This window comes from Streptomyces sp. L2, assembly GCF_004124325.1.
GTDB lineage: Bacteria > Actinomycetota > Actinomycetes > Streptomycetales > Streptomycetaceae > Streptomyces.
Window position 1 is genome coordinate 2,785,603 of record NZ_QBDT01000001.1, and the last position, 15,679, is coordinate 2,801,281.

Genomic DNA, 15,679 nt, shown 5'->3' on the forward strand with positions numbered 1-15,679 from the left:
CCGCTCGGCGCGGGCCGTGCCTGAGCCACGGCCGGCGGCCGCTGCCGCCGGCCGTCCGGCCGTCCTCGCGCGGGCGCGGGCCGCGCTCGCCGCGGGCGGCCTGGTGCTCACCGGACACCTGGGCGCCGGCCGGTCCACGCTGCTGTCGGCACTCGCCGAGGAGTGCGCGGCGAGCGGCCACCGGGTGCTGCGCTGCGCACCGGCCCGCTCCGACCGTCGACTCCCCCACCTGGGGCTGATCGACCTCATGGCCCAGGTCCGGGACGAGGAACTGGATCACCTTTGGGACCCCGAACGCGCCCTGCTGGACGGGGTGTTGCGCAGGGGCGCGGGCACTGCTCGCCCGGAGGGGGGCGAGCAGCTGCTCACGCTGCACCTGGCGCTGCTGCGGGTGTTCACCGAACTCGCGCGGCCGTGCCCGCTGTTGCTGGTCGTCGACGACGCGCAGTGGCTGGACGAACCGAGCGCGGACGCGCTGTCCTTCGTCGCCCGGCGCAGCACCGGCGGCCGGCTCGCGGTCGCGGCGGCCGTCCGCACCGACCCGGGCGCCGGGGCCGTACACCCGCGGCCCCAGGCGGCCGGGACGGCGCCCCCGCACGACGCGGACGTGGGGCGGCACGGCGAGTCCCCCGACGCCGTGGACCGTGCCGTGCGGCTGTGTCCCGGGCCGGCGACCACGCTCGCGGTGCCGCCCATGACGGAGCCGGAGATCGCCGAGGTGCTCGCGGCACACGGCATGCGCTGGCCGAGGCAGATGGCCGCGCGGGTCCGGCGGGCCGCCGGCGGCAATCCCCGGTTCGCGCTGGAGCTGGCCCGCACCTGCCAGGACGACGGCAGCCCGGTGTGGGGCAGGCCGCTGACTCCGGCGTCGGTGCCGCCCCTGCCGGAGGCGCTGCGGCCGTATCTCCACGACTGGCTGGCCGCTCTCGGGGCCGCCGCCCGCCGGACCCTGCTGGCGGCGGGCGCGGCGGCCTACCCGACGGCGGCGCTGCTGCGCCGGGCCGGGTTCGCCGGCGCGGCCGACGATCTGCGGGAGGCCGTACGGCTGGGTCTCGTGGCGCCGGTGGGCGACGGGCCGGTCCGGTTCACGCAGCCGCTGACGGCGGTCCTGCTGTACGAGGAGGCCGGCGCCGAGGAGCGGGCCCGGGTCCACCGGGCGCTCGCCGACGCCGCGACCGATCCGGTGGAGCGGGCCCAGCAGCTCGCCTCGCTCGCCACCGGCGAGGACGCGGCGCTCGCCGCCCTGTTGTCGGAGGCGGCCGCGATCGCCCGCCGCCGGGGTGCCCGCGCGAACGCCGCGCAGCTGGGGCTGAGCGCGGCCGAGCTGACCCCGGGCACGGGCGCCGACAGCGTCGACCGGCTGCTGACGGCGGCGGAGGACGCGCTCGCCGCCGGCGACTACCCGCTGGTGCGGCGCCTCGCCCACCACGCGCTGCGCGACTGCCGGAACCCGGCGGACCGGATCCGCGCCTGGATGGCGATCATCGACTCCAGCGGCCAGGCCGTCGCCGAGGTGGCCAACGTGCTCCGGTACGCGCTGCGGGACGCCGAGTGCTGTCCCGACCTGCTGGCCCAGGTGCACTACCGGCTCGCCTGGCAGGCCTGGGTGGCCGAGGGTTCCGCCGTGCGGGCGCACCCGCACGCCGTCCGGGCGGCCCGGCTGTCGCGGGAGGCGGACGACTGGCGGACCCATCAGCTCGGCCTGACGCTGCAGGCCGCCGTGGAGTTCTACCTCGGTCTGCCCGAGGCGGAGGACACGCTGCGGGCCGCGCTGACCTCGCGGGCCGACCACCGGGCGCTCTACGACCACAACGGGCCGGCCTTCGTCCGCTCCCGCCGTCATCTGCTGCACGACCGGCTGGACGACGCGCGCGCCGAGATGCGCGCCCTCGTCTACACGGTGCGAACCCGGGGCAGCACGGAGAGCCTCAGCCAGTGCCTGGCCTCGCTCGCGCTGGTCGAGGTGCACCGGGGGCGCTGCGCCCGCGCGCTGGACCTGGCCGCGCAGAGCCTGGACGTCGCCGCGCGGGCCGGGTTCAGCCAGGGGCCGGCCTGGCACGCGCTGGCGGTGGCCAGGGCGGCGGGCGGTGACCCGGGCGAGGCGCTGGTGGCGGCGGAACAGGCGCGCCGGCACGCCGAGGACGACGCCGACCGGCTCTTCCTGCCCCGCGCCCTGCACGCGGAGGGCCATGTCCGGCTGGTCGCGGGCGAGTCCGGGGCGGCCCTGCCCGTGCTGCGGCGGGTGCGGGACCTGGAACTCGCGCAGGGGCAGGGCGATCCGGCGATCCGGCGCTGGCACAGCGATCTCGCCGAGGCGCTGGTCCTGGAAGGGTGCGGCGTGGATGCCGACGAGCTGCTGGAGCAGACCTGGAAGCAGGCGGTGCGGCTCGGCCGGCAGGGCGTACTGGCGACGCTACGGCGCCCCCGGGCACTGCTGCTGGAGGCCGAGGGGGATGCCGAGGCCGCCGTACACCAGTTGCGGCTGGCCGCGGAGCAACTCCGGGAGCTGGGCTATCCGCTGGAGGAGGGCCGGACCCGGCTGGCGCTGGGCCTGCTGTGTCTGCGCACCGACGACCAGTCCGGCGCGCGGCGTGAACTGGCGGCCACGCACGCGCTGTTCACGCGCGCCCGGGCCTGGCCGTGGCTGGCGCTGACCCGTGCCGCACAGGACCAGCCGGCCCCGCGGGGCACCGGCGGGCCGCCACCCGCGACGGCGGCGGTGGACCTCGACCTGCTGACCGACGCCGAGCGGCGGGTGGCGCAGCGCGTCGCGGAGGGGGCCAGCAACCGGGAGATCGCCGCCGAACTGGTGGTGAGCGTCAAGACGGTGGAGGCCGCGCTGACCCGCGCCTACCGCAAGCTGGGTGTGCGCTCGCGGGTGGACCTCACCCGTGTCGTCCTGAGCCTCAGTCCTGCACGGGCGGCACCGCGTCGCGCCAGATGCTGATGTCCAGGGTGACGTACTGGCTGGCGCTGCTGCTGGGCGACTGGCTCTCGTAGGTGATGAGGGCGACGATGCCGTCCTGCGTGGTCGCGCAGAGCTGCCTGCCCTTGGAGAAGCGGCTCAGGGAGATCTCCTGGGGGAGGTAGCGGGTGTCCTGCTTGCAGGCGTCCAGCGAGCCCGCCTCGCCCTGGTCGAGCAGGACGAGCTTGGTGTTGTAGGAGCCGAAGGAGCAGGAGTCGCTGTCGCAGCTCAGGTACAGGTCGTCGTAGTTGGAGTCGTGCGGGACGAGCGGCTGGTCGCTGAACTTCAGGTAGTAGCCGTCGGCCAGGTTGAAGTTCTTGTAGACGGTGGGGGCCGCGGTGCTGCCGGAGGACGCGTCGGCCTGCCCGCCGGTGTTCTGGTCGCCCGTGTTCTGGCCGCCTGAGTTCTGGTCGTCGCTCTGCGCGCTCCTGGTGGGCTTCGTGCCGGAGGTCTTGGTGCCGGTGGGCTGGGTGGCCGCGCCGTTCTTGTGGGAGCCTCCGCCGCCGTCGAGCACGCCGCTCTTGAGCACGCCGACGGCCGCGCCGGCGAGGACGAGGACTCCCACGACGGCACCGACGACCAGCCCGGTCTTCCGGCGCCGGGCGGGGCGGTCGCCGGGGGTGGTGCCGGGGCCGACCGGGCCGCCGGGTGCGCCGGGACCGCCGTAGGGGGCGTGGCCGCCGGTGGCCCATGGCGGGGCGGGCGTGTGCTGGACGGGCTGAACGGGCTGGACCGGGTGCGCGGTCTGCGTGGGCGCGTGGTGGGGCTGCACCGGCTGGACGGGCTGAACCGGCTGAGCCGTCTGCGTCGGGACGTACTGCGGCTGGACGGGAGGCTGCTGGGGCTGTGTGGAGGGCTGCTGGGCGGGCCGCGGGGGCTGGGAGGGCTGTTGCGGCTGCTGGTCGGCGGCCGTCGGCGGGTGCTGGGGCGCCGCGGGCACGGCCGCCGGGGTCGCGGGCAGCGGCTGGGGCGCGTTGTAGCGGTCGGCGATGACGGTGGTCACCGCGTTCGGCAGCCAGTCCTCGGGGCGGCGCAGTTGCGTCGCGCCGGACGCGGCGTTGCACAGGGCGAGGACCTCGGCGAGCGTGGGGCGCTCGTCGGGTTCCTTGGCGAGGCAGCGGCTTACCAGCTCGGTGAGTTCGGCGGGGAGCCCGGCGAGGTCGGGTTCCTCGTGCACGATCCGGTAGAGCACCGCGTGGGAGGGGCCGTCGCCGTGGGCGGAGCGGCCGAGGGCGGCGAAGGCGGCGACCTGGCCGAGGGCGAACACGTCGGAGCGCGGGCCGACGGTACGGCCGGCCGCCTGTTCCGGGGACATGAACGCGGGCGTGCCGACGGTGACCCCGCTGCCGGTCAGCGCGGTGGTGTCGGCGGCGCGGGCGATGCCGAAGTCGATGACGCGGGGGCCGTCGGCGGCGAGCAGCACGTTGGACGGCTTCAGGTCGCGGTGCACGATGCCGGCGCCGTGCACGACCTGGAGGGCCTCGGCCACGCCCGCGGTGAGCAGCAGGACGGTCGCGGCGGGCATCGCCCCGTGTTCGGCGACGGCCGCGGCGAGGGTCGGGCCGGAGACGTAGGCGGTCGCGAGCCAGGGGTGCGCTCCGTCGGTGTCGCTGTCGATCACCGGGGCGGTGTAGAGGCCCTGGACGCGTTCGGCGGCGCGCACCTCCTGGGCGAACCGCCGCCGGAACTCGGGGTCTTCGGCGAACTCGGGCCGGATCACCTTGATGGCGACGGCGCGTCCGCCGGGCGTGTGCGACAGGTACACATTGCCCATGCCGCCGGCGCCGAGCCGGGCGGCGAGCCGGTACCCGCCGATCGTCTTCGGGTCGTCCTCGGCCAGTGTCTGGAAAACCCCGTGGGCCATGCCCTCGCCGTTCATCGTTCCCCCGTCACGCAAACTGGTCAGCGGCGCACGGATCTTAGCGTGACCGGACACCGCTCGGCCCGGTCCTCGGCTATGCGGGCGCGACCGTCGCCAAACGGTGCACGTCCCGTGCCGTCCCCGTGACTGAGGACAGGAATCCGTGGGCGCGGGGTGAGGCGGTCCGGGTCAGCCAGGCGGGGTCGATGTCGCAGACGGCGACGCGGACTCCGGTGCCGGTCAGGGCGAGGGGCAGGGTGTGGACGACGGTGGAGGGGAAGCTGAGGACGGTACGGCCGATGGGGCCGCGGCGGGCGATGAGTTCGAGGGGCAGGTCGGGGCGGACGATCTCCAGTCCCGTCCGCCCGGCCAGTCGGTGCAGTTTGTCGGTGCTCTCGCGGCGGTGGGCGAAGTAGCGGGTGGCACCGTGGGTTTGGGCGAGCGTGCGGACCGCGTCCAGGTAGGCGCCGTCGTCGACCACGCCGGTCTCCACCAGTGAGGTGCCCACGAGGTCCGCGCCCTTGGTGATGCGAGGTGGGCCGAAGCGGGCGCGGGTCCAGGCGAAGTCGTTGGCGGTGAGGGTGACACCGTCCGGGGCCCGGTTCACCGGCATCGAGGAGAACACCTCGACCCGGCGGCCCCCGGCCGGGGTGAGGCGGCGGCGGGCGGCCGCGGAGACCGGGGCGAACAGCAGGTCGCGGGGGCCGGGGCGGCCGCCCTTGCGGTGCCAGCGCACCAGCCGTTCGCCGTGCGCGAGTTGGGCGACGAACTCCATGGTGGCGGTGCCGTCGTCGACGACGACCAGGTCGCGGGCCCGGGTGATGGTCAGCAGCAGTTGCACGTAGCGGGAGAAGGGGTCACCCATGACGACCCGGCCGGCGCGGCGCAGCCGGCCGGCCAGGCCGCCGATGGTGTGGAAGGGGGCGGTGGTGCCGCCCCGCGCCTCCTCCCAGCACACCCGGTGCCCCTCGTCCCGGGCCAGGTCGGCCATGCGGCGCAGCTGGCCGCGGGTCATGGGGTCGGTGGGGGCGAGGACGACGACGGTGAGATCCGCGCCGGCCGGGGCGTGGGTGCGGGCGTCGGCGTCGCCCTGGCCGTGCACGTGCGCCCACTCCAGTACGTTCAGCAGTTGTACCGGGCTCTCCACGAAGGCGAGCGTGTGGCCGGGTTCGTCCGGCTCGCCGGGGTGGCCGGTCTGGCCGGCGCGGGGTCTCATCGTCGTAGGACCGTCCCGTGATCGGTGGACCGGTGTCAGACCGCGACCGGTTCGCCCGCCGCCGCCGCGATCTCCGCCTCGGCGACGACGCCGGTGACGCGGCGCAGCTTCTTCATGGGGCCGCGCTCGGAGTCGTAGACCTTCTTGACGCCGTCGCCGAGGGAGGCCTCGATGGTGCGGATGTCGCGGACCAGGCGGGTCAGGCCCTGCGGTTCGACGGAGGCGGCCTGGTCGGAGCCCCACATGGCGCGGTCGAGCGTGATGTGCCGCTCGACGAAGGCGGCGCCGAGGGCGACGGCGGCCAGGGTGGTCTGCAGGCCGGTCTCGTGCCCGGAGTAGCCGATCGGGACGTTCGGGTACTCGGCCTGGAGGGTGTTGATGACCCGCAGGTTCAGCTCGTCGGCCTTCGCCGGGTACGTCGACGTGGCGTGGCAGAGCAGGATGTTGTCGCTGCCGAGGACCTCGACGGCGTGCCGGATCTGGCGCGGGGTGGACATGCCGGTGGAGAGGATGACGGTGCGGCCGGTGGCCCGCAGGGCGCGCAGGAGTTCGTCGTCGGTGAGGGACGCGGAGGCGACCTTGTGGGCGGGGACGTCGAACTTCTCCAGGAAGGCGACGGCCTCGGTGTCCCACGGGGAGGCGAACCAGTCGATGCCCTTGGTGCGGCAGTAGTCGTCGACGGCGCGGTACTCGTCCTCGCCGAACTCCACACGGTGGCGGTAGTCGATGTAGGTCATCCGGCCCCAGGGGGTGTCGCGTTCGATGTCCCACTGGTCGCGCGGGGTGCAGATCTCGGGCGTGCGCTTCTGGAACTTCACGGCGTCGCAGCCGGCCTCGGCGGCGGCGTCGATCAGCCGGAACGCGTTCTCCAGGTCGCCGTTGTGGTTGATGCCGATCTCACCGGTGACGTAGACGGGACGGCCGGGGCCGGCCTCACGCGAACCGAGGGTGCGGATACGGGAGTTGGTGCTCATGAATCCGGGTGTCCTTACTTGACCGAGGTGGGGAGTGGTTCGAGGGAGGGTTCGGGAGAGAGGGAGAGGTCGAGGGTGGGGCCGAGGAGCCAGCCGGCGATCTCCCGGACGGCGCCGGCGCCGCCGGGTGCGGTGGTGACGGCGCGTGCGGCGCCGCGTACGGCGTCGTGGGCGCTGCCGACCGCGACGGGCCAGCCGACGAGGGCGAGGCAGGGGAGGTCGTTGACGTCGTTCCCGGCGTAGAGCACGCGCTCGGGCGCGATGCCCTGTTCGTCGCACCACCGCTTCAGCGCGAGGTCCTTGCGGTCGACGCCGTGCAGCACGGGCAGCCCCAGCTTGCGGGCGCGGGCGGCGACGACCGGGTTCTGTTCTGTGGACAGGATCAGTAGCCTCAGGCCGCTCCTGCGGAGCGCGGCGATGCCGAGTCCGTCGCCGCGGTGCACGGAGACGAACTCCCGTCCGTCGGAGTCGATCAGCACCCGGTCGTCGGTCTGGGTGCCGTCGAAGTCGAGGACGACGGCGTCGATGTCGTCGTGGGTGGGCAGCGCGCCGGGCCGGACCGTGTCGAACAGCGGGGCGAGGGCGCGGGCGCGGGCCAGGTCGTGCGGGTCGTCGATCTCCAGGACCCGGGCGGGGTCGGTGCGGACGAGTTCGGTGCGGCCGAAGAAGCGGTGGCCGTGCGCACGGAAGCCGGCCGCGTCCATCGCGTAGGCGGCGCCGGTCTCCAGCAGGTCCTGCGGGCGGTCCTGGCGGCGGGGCCGGTGGGCCTTGTCGTGGTTGACCCCGTGTCCCCCGTGTCCCCCGTGTCCGCCGTCCTCCTGGTCCTCCTCGTCCCGCCAGAGGAAGCCGTGGAAGGGGGCGACGGTGACGGCGGTGTCGGCGCCGTTCTCGACGACGGCCGCCGCGACCGCGTCGACGTCCTCGCGGACCAGGAACGGGCTGGTGCACTGCACGAGCAGCACGACGTCGACGGCCGCGCCGTGCAGCGCCTCGTGGGCGTCCATGGCGTGCCGGACGGCCGTCTCGGAGGTGGCGGTGTCGCCGGCGAGGGCGGCCGGCCGGGTGACGATCTCGGCGCCGGCCTGCCGGGCTGCGGCCGCGATGGCCTGGTCGTCGGTGGAGACGACGACGTCGGTGACCAGCCGCGCGGCCCGGCACTCGCGCACCGCCCGCGCCACGAGCGGCACTCCGCCGACGGGGGCGAGGTTCTTGGCGGGCACGCCCTTGGAGCCGCCGCGGGCGGGGATGACGACGAGGACGCGGCGCACCCCCGGGGGTGTCGATGACATGGCTGGGACTCCTTCGGGTGAGGCGCTCGCGGTGTTCACAGCTCGCCCATCCGCCGGATCACGGGGGCCACGCGCTGGACACCGTGCCGGTAGGCACCGCGGGCGGCGCGGCGGACGACCTGGCGGACCGGCCCGGGGGCCCGGTCGGGGGCGGGGGCGCCGGGCAGCGGGGCGCCGTCGGGGCCGAGGTGGTGGCGGGCGAGGATGCCGGGCAGATAGCCGGGCGCGGTGTCGGGGGTGTAGTAGGGGGTCAGGGGCGGCAGGCCGCCGGGGCTGCCGAGCAGGGCGGCGATGCGGGCGCGGGCGGTGTCGAAGGCCGTGTCGTAGCGGCCGTCGGCGGCGACGCCCTGCCGGGCCAGCCAGCCGGGGTCGGGCCGCGGGCGGTGTCCGGCGTCGAGCTGGTTCCAGGAGACGAGGCAGCCGGAGCCGGTGAAGTGGTGGTTGCCGAGCGCCTCGCGCACCCCGAGGTCGGTCAGCACGGCGGTCGGGACGCGCCGGTGCAGGGCCTCCAGGGCGGCCGTGGAGCTGACGGTGACCAGCAGGTCGGTCCGGTCCAGCACCTCGCCCATGTGGCCGTACACGAGCCGGAGGTTGGCCGGCAGCTCCCGGCCCCGCACCAGCTTCTGGTACGGCAACTCCTCGATGTGCGTGGTGTGTTCACCGGGCCGGGAGCGCAGTTTGAGCAGCACCTCGCGCCCGGGGTGCCGGCGGGCGTGCCCGATGAGCCGGTCGAGGAGGTAGGTACGGTCCCGGCGGCTGTCCGGTACGGAGGGCTGGGCGGCGAACACCACCGTGTACGGCTCGTGTTCACCGCCGTACGGCTGTCCGCCGAGGAACGGCAGCGCGACCTCGGTCACCGCGCCCGCGTCGGCGCCCACCCCCTCGTACACGGCCCGGAAACGCTCGGCGTCCTGGCGGGAGTTGGCGAGGACGAGGTCGGCGCCGTGCCGCAGCAGCAGCCCGTCGGCGAGCTTCTCGTAGACGACGCCGACGTAGCCGGTGACGACGACGGGCCGCCGCCCGGAACCCCAGGCGGCCCGCAGGCCGTGCAGCATCGCCTGGACGCCGCCGCCGACGAGCGCGAGGACGAGGACGTCGTACGGCGTCTCGCTCATCGCCCGCAGGAACTCGGCGCCGGTGACCTCGCGGAGGGAGTCCGCGTGGACGCCGACTTCGGTGAGCTGGCGGGCTGTCGGGGTGGCACGGCCGCGCAGGAGGTAGCCGTCGAGCCGGAATCCGCCGCCGGAGGGGGTGACGCGCTGCGCGGTGAGCGCGCCCCATTTCCACCGGGTGTCGGAATCCGCGAGGACGGCGACCCGCAGGGCCTTCGTTGCACTTGCTGGCACGCCGAAGACGCTAGGAAGGCATTTCGTTGTTCCGCCCAACCCGAAAGCAACAAACGGTTAACAGCACGCCGCCGAATGGCGAATCGGGCCTCGACGGCCGCCGGAAAAGGCCCGGTTCACAGGTTCGCCACGCGTCATTCACCCAACGTCAAGGCGGCCGTCAGGGCGAATGACGGGGCCCCGTCCTAACGTCCCCCACGTGGTCAAGCTCTCCGTCATCGTGCCGTTCTACAACGTGCGGCAATACGCGCCCGACACCCTCAGGAGCCTTGGTGCCAACGCACGTGAGGATTTCGAATTCATTCTCGTCGACGACTGTTCCCGCGACGGGACGGCCGAGATCCTGGCGCGCGCGGAACGCGAACTGCCGGGCGCGGTGCTCGTCCGGCACGAGCGCAACGGCGGGCTGGCGACGGCCCGCAACACGGGCATCGACCGGGCGCGCGGCGAGTTCCTGACCTTCCTGGACGGCGACGACTGGCTCACCCCCGGCTACTACCCGCGGCTCGTCGCCGCCGCCGAGGAACTGGGCTGCGACTTCCTGCGGACCGACCACGTGCAGTGCACCGCGCGCGCCCGCACGGTGCACCGGGTGCCGGTCGGCCGGCGGAACGTGGTGACGGACCCGCGCGCGGCGATCCTGCCGGCCGACCGGTCGACGTCCGTGGACTACGCCTACGCCTGGGCGGGCGTCTACCACCGCCGGCTGGTGGACAGGGGGCTACTGCACTTCACCGACGGGCTGCGCACGGCCGAGGACCGGCCGTGGATCTGGCGGCTGCACCGCCAGGCTGAGTCCTTCGCCGCGGTCGGCCTGCTCGGGGTGTTCTACCGGCGTGGCGTCGCCTCGTCGCTCACGCAGATCGGCGATGTACGCCAACTCGACTTCATCCGCGCCTTCGACCAGGTGATCGCGGAGACGGCCGGGGACCCGCGGGCGGACGTCCTGCTGCCGAAGGCCGTGCGCACCTACTGCGCCATCATCTCCCACCACCTCGGGTCCATCGAGAGGTTCGAGCCGGCGGTGGCGAGGCAGCTGAGGTCCCTGAGTGCCGCGGCGCTGCGGAACATGCCGCAGGACGTGCTGGACGAGGCGCTGGACTCCATGGACGTGCAGCGGGCCACGCGGCTGCGCCGGCTGCGCCGCCGCCCCGCCCCCGCCTACAACTCCAACTCCGGCTCCGGTCCCACCGCTTCCTCGGGAGCCGCCGCGTGACCACTCAGATCTTCCAGGCATCGACGCTGTACGGCACGGCCACGCTCGCCGCCGCCCTCGACTCCGGCTGCTTCGGTCCCGCCGACCGCCGCGTCCTGCTGCTCTGCAACAACGCGGCCACCCCTGAGACCACGCCCGGCCCGGACCGGATGCCCGGCTTCGAGCTGCTGCGCGAGCGCTTCGACGACGTGCTGTCGTACAACGAGGCGATCTTCCCCTTCCACCCGGGCGGCTGGGCACCCCGGGCGGACGACCTGCCGCTCTGGGAGCGCTATCTGCGCCACGAGTGGCGGCTCGGCGACGACGACGTCGAACTGGCGGTGGAGTCGATCCAGGTCAACCCGTCGCTCGCGCTCGCCCAGATCTTCACCGGCTGCCCGCTCACCGTCTACGCGGACGGCCTGATGAGCTACGGGCCCACCCGCAACAAGATCGACCCGCTGGTCGGCACCCGGGTGGACCGCGTCCTGCACCTGGACCTGGTGCCGGGCCTGGAGCCGCTGCTGCTCACCGAGTTCGGCGTGCCCGCCGAGGTCGTGCCGTCGGCCGCCTTCACCAAGGTGCTGGCCGGACTCGCGCCGCTCGGCGCGGGCGTCCCCGAGGTGGCGGAGCCCGCGCTGCTGCTCGGCCAGTACCTGTCGGCGCTGGGCATCCTCACCGCCGAGCAGGAGGAGGACCTGCACGTGCGGATGCTGAGGGGCGCCCACCGGCTCGGGCACGACAAGGTCGTCTTCGCACCGCATCCCACGGCACCCGCACGCTTCACCCGCACCCTGGAGGCCGAGGCGGACACGCTGGGGGTGGACCTGACGGTGCCGGCCACCCCGGTCCTCGCGGAGGTGCTGTACCAGCGGCTGCGTCCCGCCCTGGTCGTCGGCTGCTTCTCCACCGCCCTGTTCACCGCCCGCGCGCTGTACGGCCTGCCCGTCGCCCGGACCGGCACCGGCCTGCTGCTGGAGCGGCTGACGCCGTTCGAGAACAGCAACCGGATACCGGTCACCGTGGTCGACGCGCTGCTGCCCGATCTGGCGGACCCGGCCGCGGTCACCGAGCAGCGGCAGGGCATGGACGTGGCGGCGCTGGGCGCGCTGGTGCGCGCGGTGGGCTTCGCGATGCAGCCGAAGATCCTTCCGGAGCTGCGCCCGGAGACGGAGGCGTTCCTGTCCGCGCGCCCGGACGACTCGGCGCTGCGCTATTTCAAGCGCAGGCGGCTGACGTCACTGGCCCTGCCCGGCGGGGTCCCGGCACCGCTGGGCTTCATCCCGCGCAACCCCACCCTGCGCCGCGTCGCGCGGCGGGCCAGGGCGTTGCACCGGGCCGTGCGGCGCTGAGCCGGACTTTCCCCGAGACCAAGCCTTTTCGTGAGGGGTACCACCGTGACCGAGACGGTCGTGACGACACCGAATCCGCCACCCGCGGGAGCCGCACCTGAGGGAGCCGGGGCCGAGGGGGCCGCGGCCGGGAAAGCCCCGCCCGCCCCGGCGACGGCACGCGCCGGTGGCGGCAGACTCCGCGCCCTGGACGGGCTGCGGCTGATCGCCGCGCTCATGGTGGCGCTCTACCACTACGGCGGCCGCGGCGGTCCCGTCACCCGAGCCTGGGGCACCTCGCCCCGGCAGCAGTTCCCCACGCTGCACACGCCGTTCGCCTACGGCTGCCTCGGCGTCGAGATCTTCTTCGTGATCAGCGGGTTCGTCATCTGCATGAGCGGCTGGGGCCGCCCGTTGCGCTCCTTCTTCGCCTCCCGCGTGGCTCGGCTGATGCCCGCCTACTGGGTGGCGGTCGTCCTGGTCACGGCGGTGTTCGCGCTGCCCGCGGTGGCGTACGCGACGGTGTCCCCGAGCGACGCCCTGGTCAACCTCACCCTGCTCCAGCAGCCGCTGGGCGTCGACCGGGTGCTCGGTGTCGACTGGACGCTGTGGGCGGAGGTCCGTTTCTACGCCCTGTTCGCCCTGCTCGTGGTCCTGCCGGGCGTCACCCGGCGCAGGGTGGTGATGTTCTGCGTCTGCTGGACCCTCGCGGCCGCCGTCGCGCAGGGGGCCGGTCAGCCCCTCCTCGACATCGTGCTGATGCCGCGGTACGCGCCGTTCTTCGTGGGCGGGATCGGGCTGTACCTCGTCCATCGCGACCGGCGGGACGCCCTGGCGTGGGGGATCGTCGCCGTGAGCTTCCTGACCGGCCAGCACTACGCGGTGCGCGACCTGTGGAACGCCGCCGACCCGCACGCCTTCGCGCACCGCACGTCGTACGGCATCATCGCGGTCGTCGCCTTCGGGTTCCTGGCCGTCACGGCGATCGCGCTGGGGTGGCTGGACCGGGCGAACTGGCGCTGGCTGACCGTGGCCGGGGCGCTGACGTACCCCTTCTACCTGGTCCACGAGCACCTGGGCTGGGTGGTGATCCGCGTCCTGCACCACGACCTGCACCTGCCGTCGGCGGTGACCTTCGCCGCGACGCTCACCACGATGCTGCTGCTGGCCCGGCTGCTGAACCGCTTCGTCGAGGAACCGCTGACACCCCGGCTGCGCCGGGCGCTGAACACCACCGTGGGTGCGCGTCAGTCCTCGCCGTCGAGGAGGGTGTCGACGGACAGGGCGAGCGTGAGGCCGACGGACTCGGGGACGGGGACGGACTGGCCTCGCTTGTAGTGGACGGGGTCGGCGTACTTGCCGTCGACCGGGTCTGTGTAGAGCAGGACCTCGCCGTGCCGGCGGTCGACGATGAGATACACGGGAATACCGGCTCGCGCATAGACGTCGACTTTGGTGGCGGTGTCGTTGGTCCAGTTGGAGGACGTCACCTCCAGAACGAGTCGGAACACGTGGGGTGCGTAGCAAATCTTCTCGACCAGCGCATCCTGGAAGTCCGCCTCCACGATCGCCAGGTCCGGCACCGCATAGTCGTCCGGCCCTGTAGGCAGCCAGAGCCCGATGCCCCCGACGGTTCTGAGCCCAGCCCGCCGGTCCCCGGCCTCGTGGCACGCCACGATCAACGAAGAAAGTGTCACTTGATGCGGCCCGTCCGGCGGCGGTGTCACAACGATGCTCCCGTTGAGGATCTCGACCCGGTGCCCGGGCAGCTCCTCCCAGAGCCGGTCGGCAGCATCGGCAAGCGACGACTCGTGCAGCATCACAGCCACGGCACCCTCCTTTCGGAAACACCCTTCACGAGCGTAACCGGACGTGGGCGGCTTCCGCCCATGATCACCCGAACGGACTAACCACCCAGCTCAGAACACGTCCGACGGCACGTACACCCCCCACACCCCGCGCAGCGCGTCGCAGACCTCGCCCACCGTCGCCCGCGCCCGCAGGGCCTCCTTCATCGGGTACAGGACGTTGTCCGTGCCCTCCGCCGCCTTCCGCAGCGCGTCCAGGGCGGCGTCCACCGCGGGCTGGTCCCGGCCGGCGCGCAGGGTGCGCAGCCGCTCCGCCTGCCGGGCCTCGATGGCGGGGTCCACGCGCAGCGGCTCGTACGGCTCCTCCTCGTCCAGCTGGAAGCGGTTGACGCCGACCACCACCCGCTCACCCGAGTCGGTCTCCTGGGCGATGCGGTAGGCGTTGCGCTCGATCTCGCCCTTCTGGAAGCCCTGTTCGATCGCCGCCTCCGCCCCGCCCAGGTCCTCGACCCGGCGCATCAGGTCCAGTGCGGCGGCCTCCACGTCGTCGGTCAGCTTCTCGACCGCGTAGGAGCCGGCGAACGGGTCGACGGTGGCGGGCACGTCCGTCTCGTACGCGAGGACCTGCTGGGTGCGCAGGGCGAGGCGCGCGCTCTTGTCCGTGGGCAGCGCGATCGCCTCGTCGAAGGAGTTGGTGTGCAGCGACTGGGTGCCGCCGAGGACCGCGCCGAGCGCCTGTACGGCGACCCGGACCAGGTTGACCTCCGGCTGCTGGGCGGTCAGCTGCACGCCCGCCGTCTGGGTGTGGAACCGCAGCATCAGCGACTTGGGGTTCTCGGCCCCGAACTCCTCCTTCATCACCCGCGCCCAGATCCTGCGGGCCGCGCGGAACTTGGCGACCTCCTCCAGGAGGGTCGTACGGGCCACGAAGAAGAAGGACAGGCGGGGCGCGAAATCGTCGACGTCCATGCCGGCCGCGACCGCCGTACGCACGTACTCGATGCCGTCGGCGAGCGTGAACGCGATCTCCTGCGCGGGCGAGGCGCCGGCCTCGGCCATGTGGTACCCGGAGATCGAGATCGTGTTCCACTTCGGGATCTCCGTCCGGCAGTACTTGAAGATGTCGGCGATGAGCCTGAGCGACGGCTTCGGCGGGAAGATGTACGTCCCGCGCGCGATGTACTCCTTCAGCACGTCGTTCTGGATCGTGCCGGTCAGCCGGTCCGCCGGTACTCCCTGCTCCTCCGCCACCAGCTGGTAGAGGAGCAGCAGCAGGGCGGCCGGGGCGTTGATCGTCATCGACGTGGAGACCTGGTCCAGCGGGATGCCGTCGAACAGCACCCGCATGTCCTCGATGGAGTCGATCGCCACGCCCACCTTGCCGACCTCGCCGTGCGCGAGGGGCGCGTCGGAGTCGTGGCCCATCTGGGTGGGCAGGTCGAAGGCGACGGACAGACCGGTGGTGCCGTGCTCGATCAGCTGCCGGTAGCGGGCGTTGGACTCGGCGGCCGTGCCGAAGCCGGCGTACTGGCGCATCGTCCAGGGGCGCCCGGTGTACATGGTCGGGTACACGCCCCTGGTGTAGGGGTACGACCCCGGGTCGCCGAGCTTGGGTCCGGGGTCCCAGCCCTCCAGGTCGCCCGGCCCGTAGACCGGCTCGATGGGCAGGCCCGACTCCGACTCACGCGCCATGG

At 73.7% G+C, this 15,679-nt stretch carries 11 protein-coding genes; 4 read left to right on the top strand and 7 right to left on the bottom strand.

The window, feature by feature from the left end:
• Positions 1 to 16 precede the first annotated feature (16 nt).
• Positions 17 to 2,947 (top strand): LuxR family transcriptional regulator, encoded by a 2,931-nt coding sequence (locus tag DBP14_RS11860; RefSeq protein ID WP_164992309.1) that lies wholly within the window; start codon positions 17 to 19, stop codon positions 2,945 to 2,947.
• Here DBP14_RS11860 and DBP14_RS11865 read toward each other — a convergent pair.
• The 5 genes from DBP14_RS11865 to DBP14_RS11885 all read right to left on the bottom strand — a co-directional run bounded on the left by DBP14_RS11865 (position 2,907) and on the right by DBP14_RS11885 (position 9,651).
• Complete coding sequence (locus tag DBP14_RS11865; protein WP_241740874.1) at positions 2,907 to 4,829, bottom strand: serine/threonine-protein kinase; 1,923 nt, start codon at positions 4,827 to 4,829, stop codon at positions 2,907 to 2,909. The genes DBP14_RS11860 and DBP14_RS11865 overlap by 41 nt on opposite strands.
• 91 nt (positions 4,830 to 4,920) lie before the next feature.
• Positions 4,921 to 6,042, bottom strand: coding sequence for a hypothetical protein (locus DBP14_RS11870; RefSeq protein WP_129307206.1), 1,122 nt, complete (start codon positions 6,040 to 6,042; stop codon positions 4,921 to 4,923).
• Positions 6,043 to 6,077: 35 nt separating this feature from the next.
• Positions 6,078 to 7,016: an N-acetylneuraminate synthase family protein gene (locus DBP14_RS11875; protein ID WP_129307207.1), complete on the bottom strand. Its 939-nt coding sequence runs from the start codon at positions 7,014 to 7,016 to the stop codon at positions 6,078 to 6,080.
• Positions 7,017 to 7,030: 14 nt separating this feature from the next.
• Positions 7,031 to 8,305 carry an N-acylneuraminate cytidylyltransferase gene (locus DBP14_RS11880; protein ID WP_129307208.1) on the bottom strand — a complete coding sequence of 425 codons (1,275 nt, stop codon included), beginning with the start codon at positions 8,303 to 8,305 and terminating at the stop codon, positions 7,031 to 7,033.
• Positions 8,306 to 8,340: 35 nt separating this feature from the next.
• Positions 8,341 to 9,651 carry a DUF6716 putative glycosyltransferase gene (locus DBP14_RS11885; RefSeq protein WP_129307209.1) on the bottom strand — a complete coding sequence of 437 codons (1,311 nt, stop codon included), beginning with the start codon at positions 9,649 to 9,651 and terminating at the stop codon, positions 8,341 to 8,343.
• A 199-nt stretch (positions 9,652 to 9,850) separates the two neighbouring features.
• Here DBP14_RS11885 and DBP14_RS11890 point away from each other — a divergent pair, with 199 nt between their 5' ends.
• The 3 genes from DBP14_RS11890 to DBP14_RS11900 are packed head-to-tail and all read left to right on the top strand — an operon-like array spanning position 9,851 to position 13,515.
• Positions 9,851 to 10,867, top strand: a complete 1,017-nt coding sequence (locus DBP14_RS11890) for a glycosyltransferase family 2 protein (protein WP_129307210.1) — start codon at positions 9,851 to 9,853, stop codon at positions 10,865 to 10,867.
• Positions 10,864 to 12,198 carry a polysialyltransferase family glycosyltransferase gene (locus tag DBP14_RS11895; protein ID WP_129307211.1) on the top strand — a complete coding sequence of 445 codons (1,335 nt, stop codon included), beginning with the start codon at positions 10,864 to 10,866 and terminating at the stop codon, positions 12,196 to 12,198. The genes DBP14_RS11890 and DBP14_RS11895 overlap by 4 nt, the downstream gene beginning before the upstream one ends.
• Before the next feature lie 45 nt (positions 12,199 to 12,243).
• On the top strand, positions 12,244 to 13,515 hold the full coding sequence (locus DBP14_RS11900; protein WP_129307212.1) for an acyltransferase: 1,272 nt from the start codon (positions 12,244 to 12,246) through the stop codon (positions 13,513 to 13,515).
• Here DBP14_RS11900 and DBP14_RS11905 read toward each other — a convergent pair.
• Positions 13,425 to 14,006: a Uma2 family endonuclease gene (locus DBP14_RS11905; RefSeq protein ID WP_241740875.1), complete on the bottom strand. Its 582-nt coding sequence runs from the start codon at positions 14,004 to 14,006 to the stop codon at positions 13,425 to 13,427. The two genes, DBP14_RS11900 and DBP14_RS11905, sit on opposite strands and share 91 nt — an antisense overlap.
• A gap of 90 nt (positions 14,007 to 14,096) precedes the next feature.
• Positions 14,097 to 15,677, bottom strand: a complete 1,581-nt coding sequence (locus tag DBP14_RS11910) for a methylmalonyl-CoA mutase family protein (protein ID WP_129307213.1) — start codon at positions 15,675 to 15,677, stop codon at positions 14,097 to 14,099.
• Positions 15,678 to 15,679: the final 2 nt, after the last annotated feature.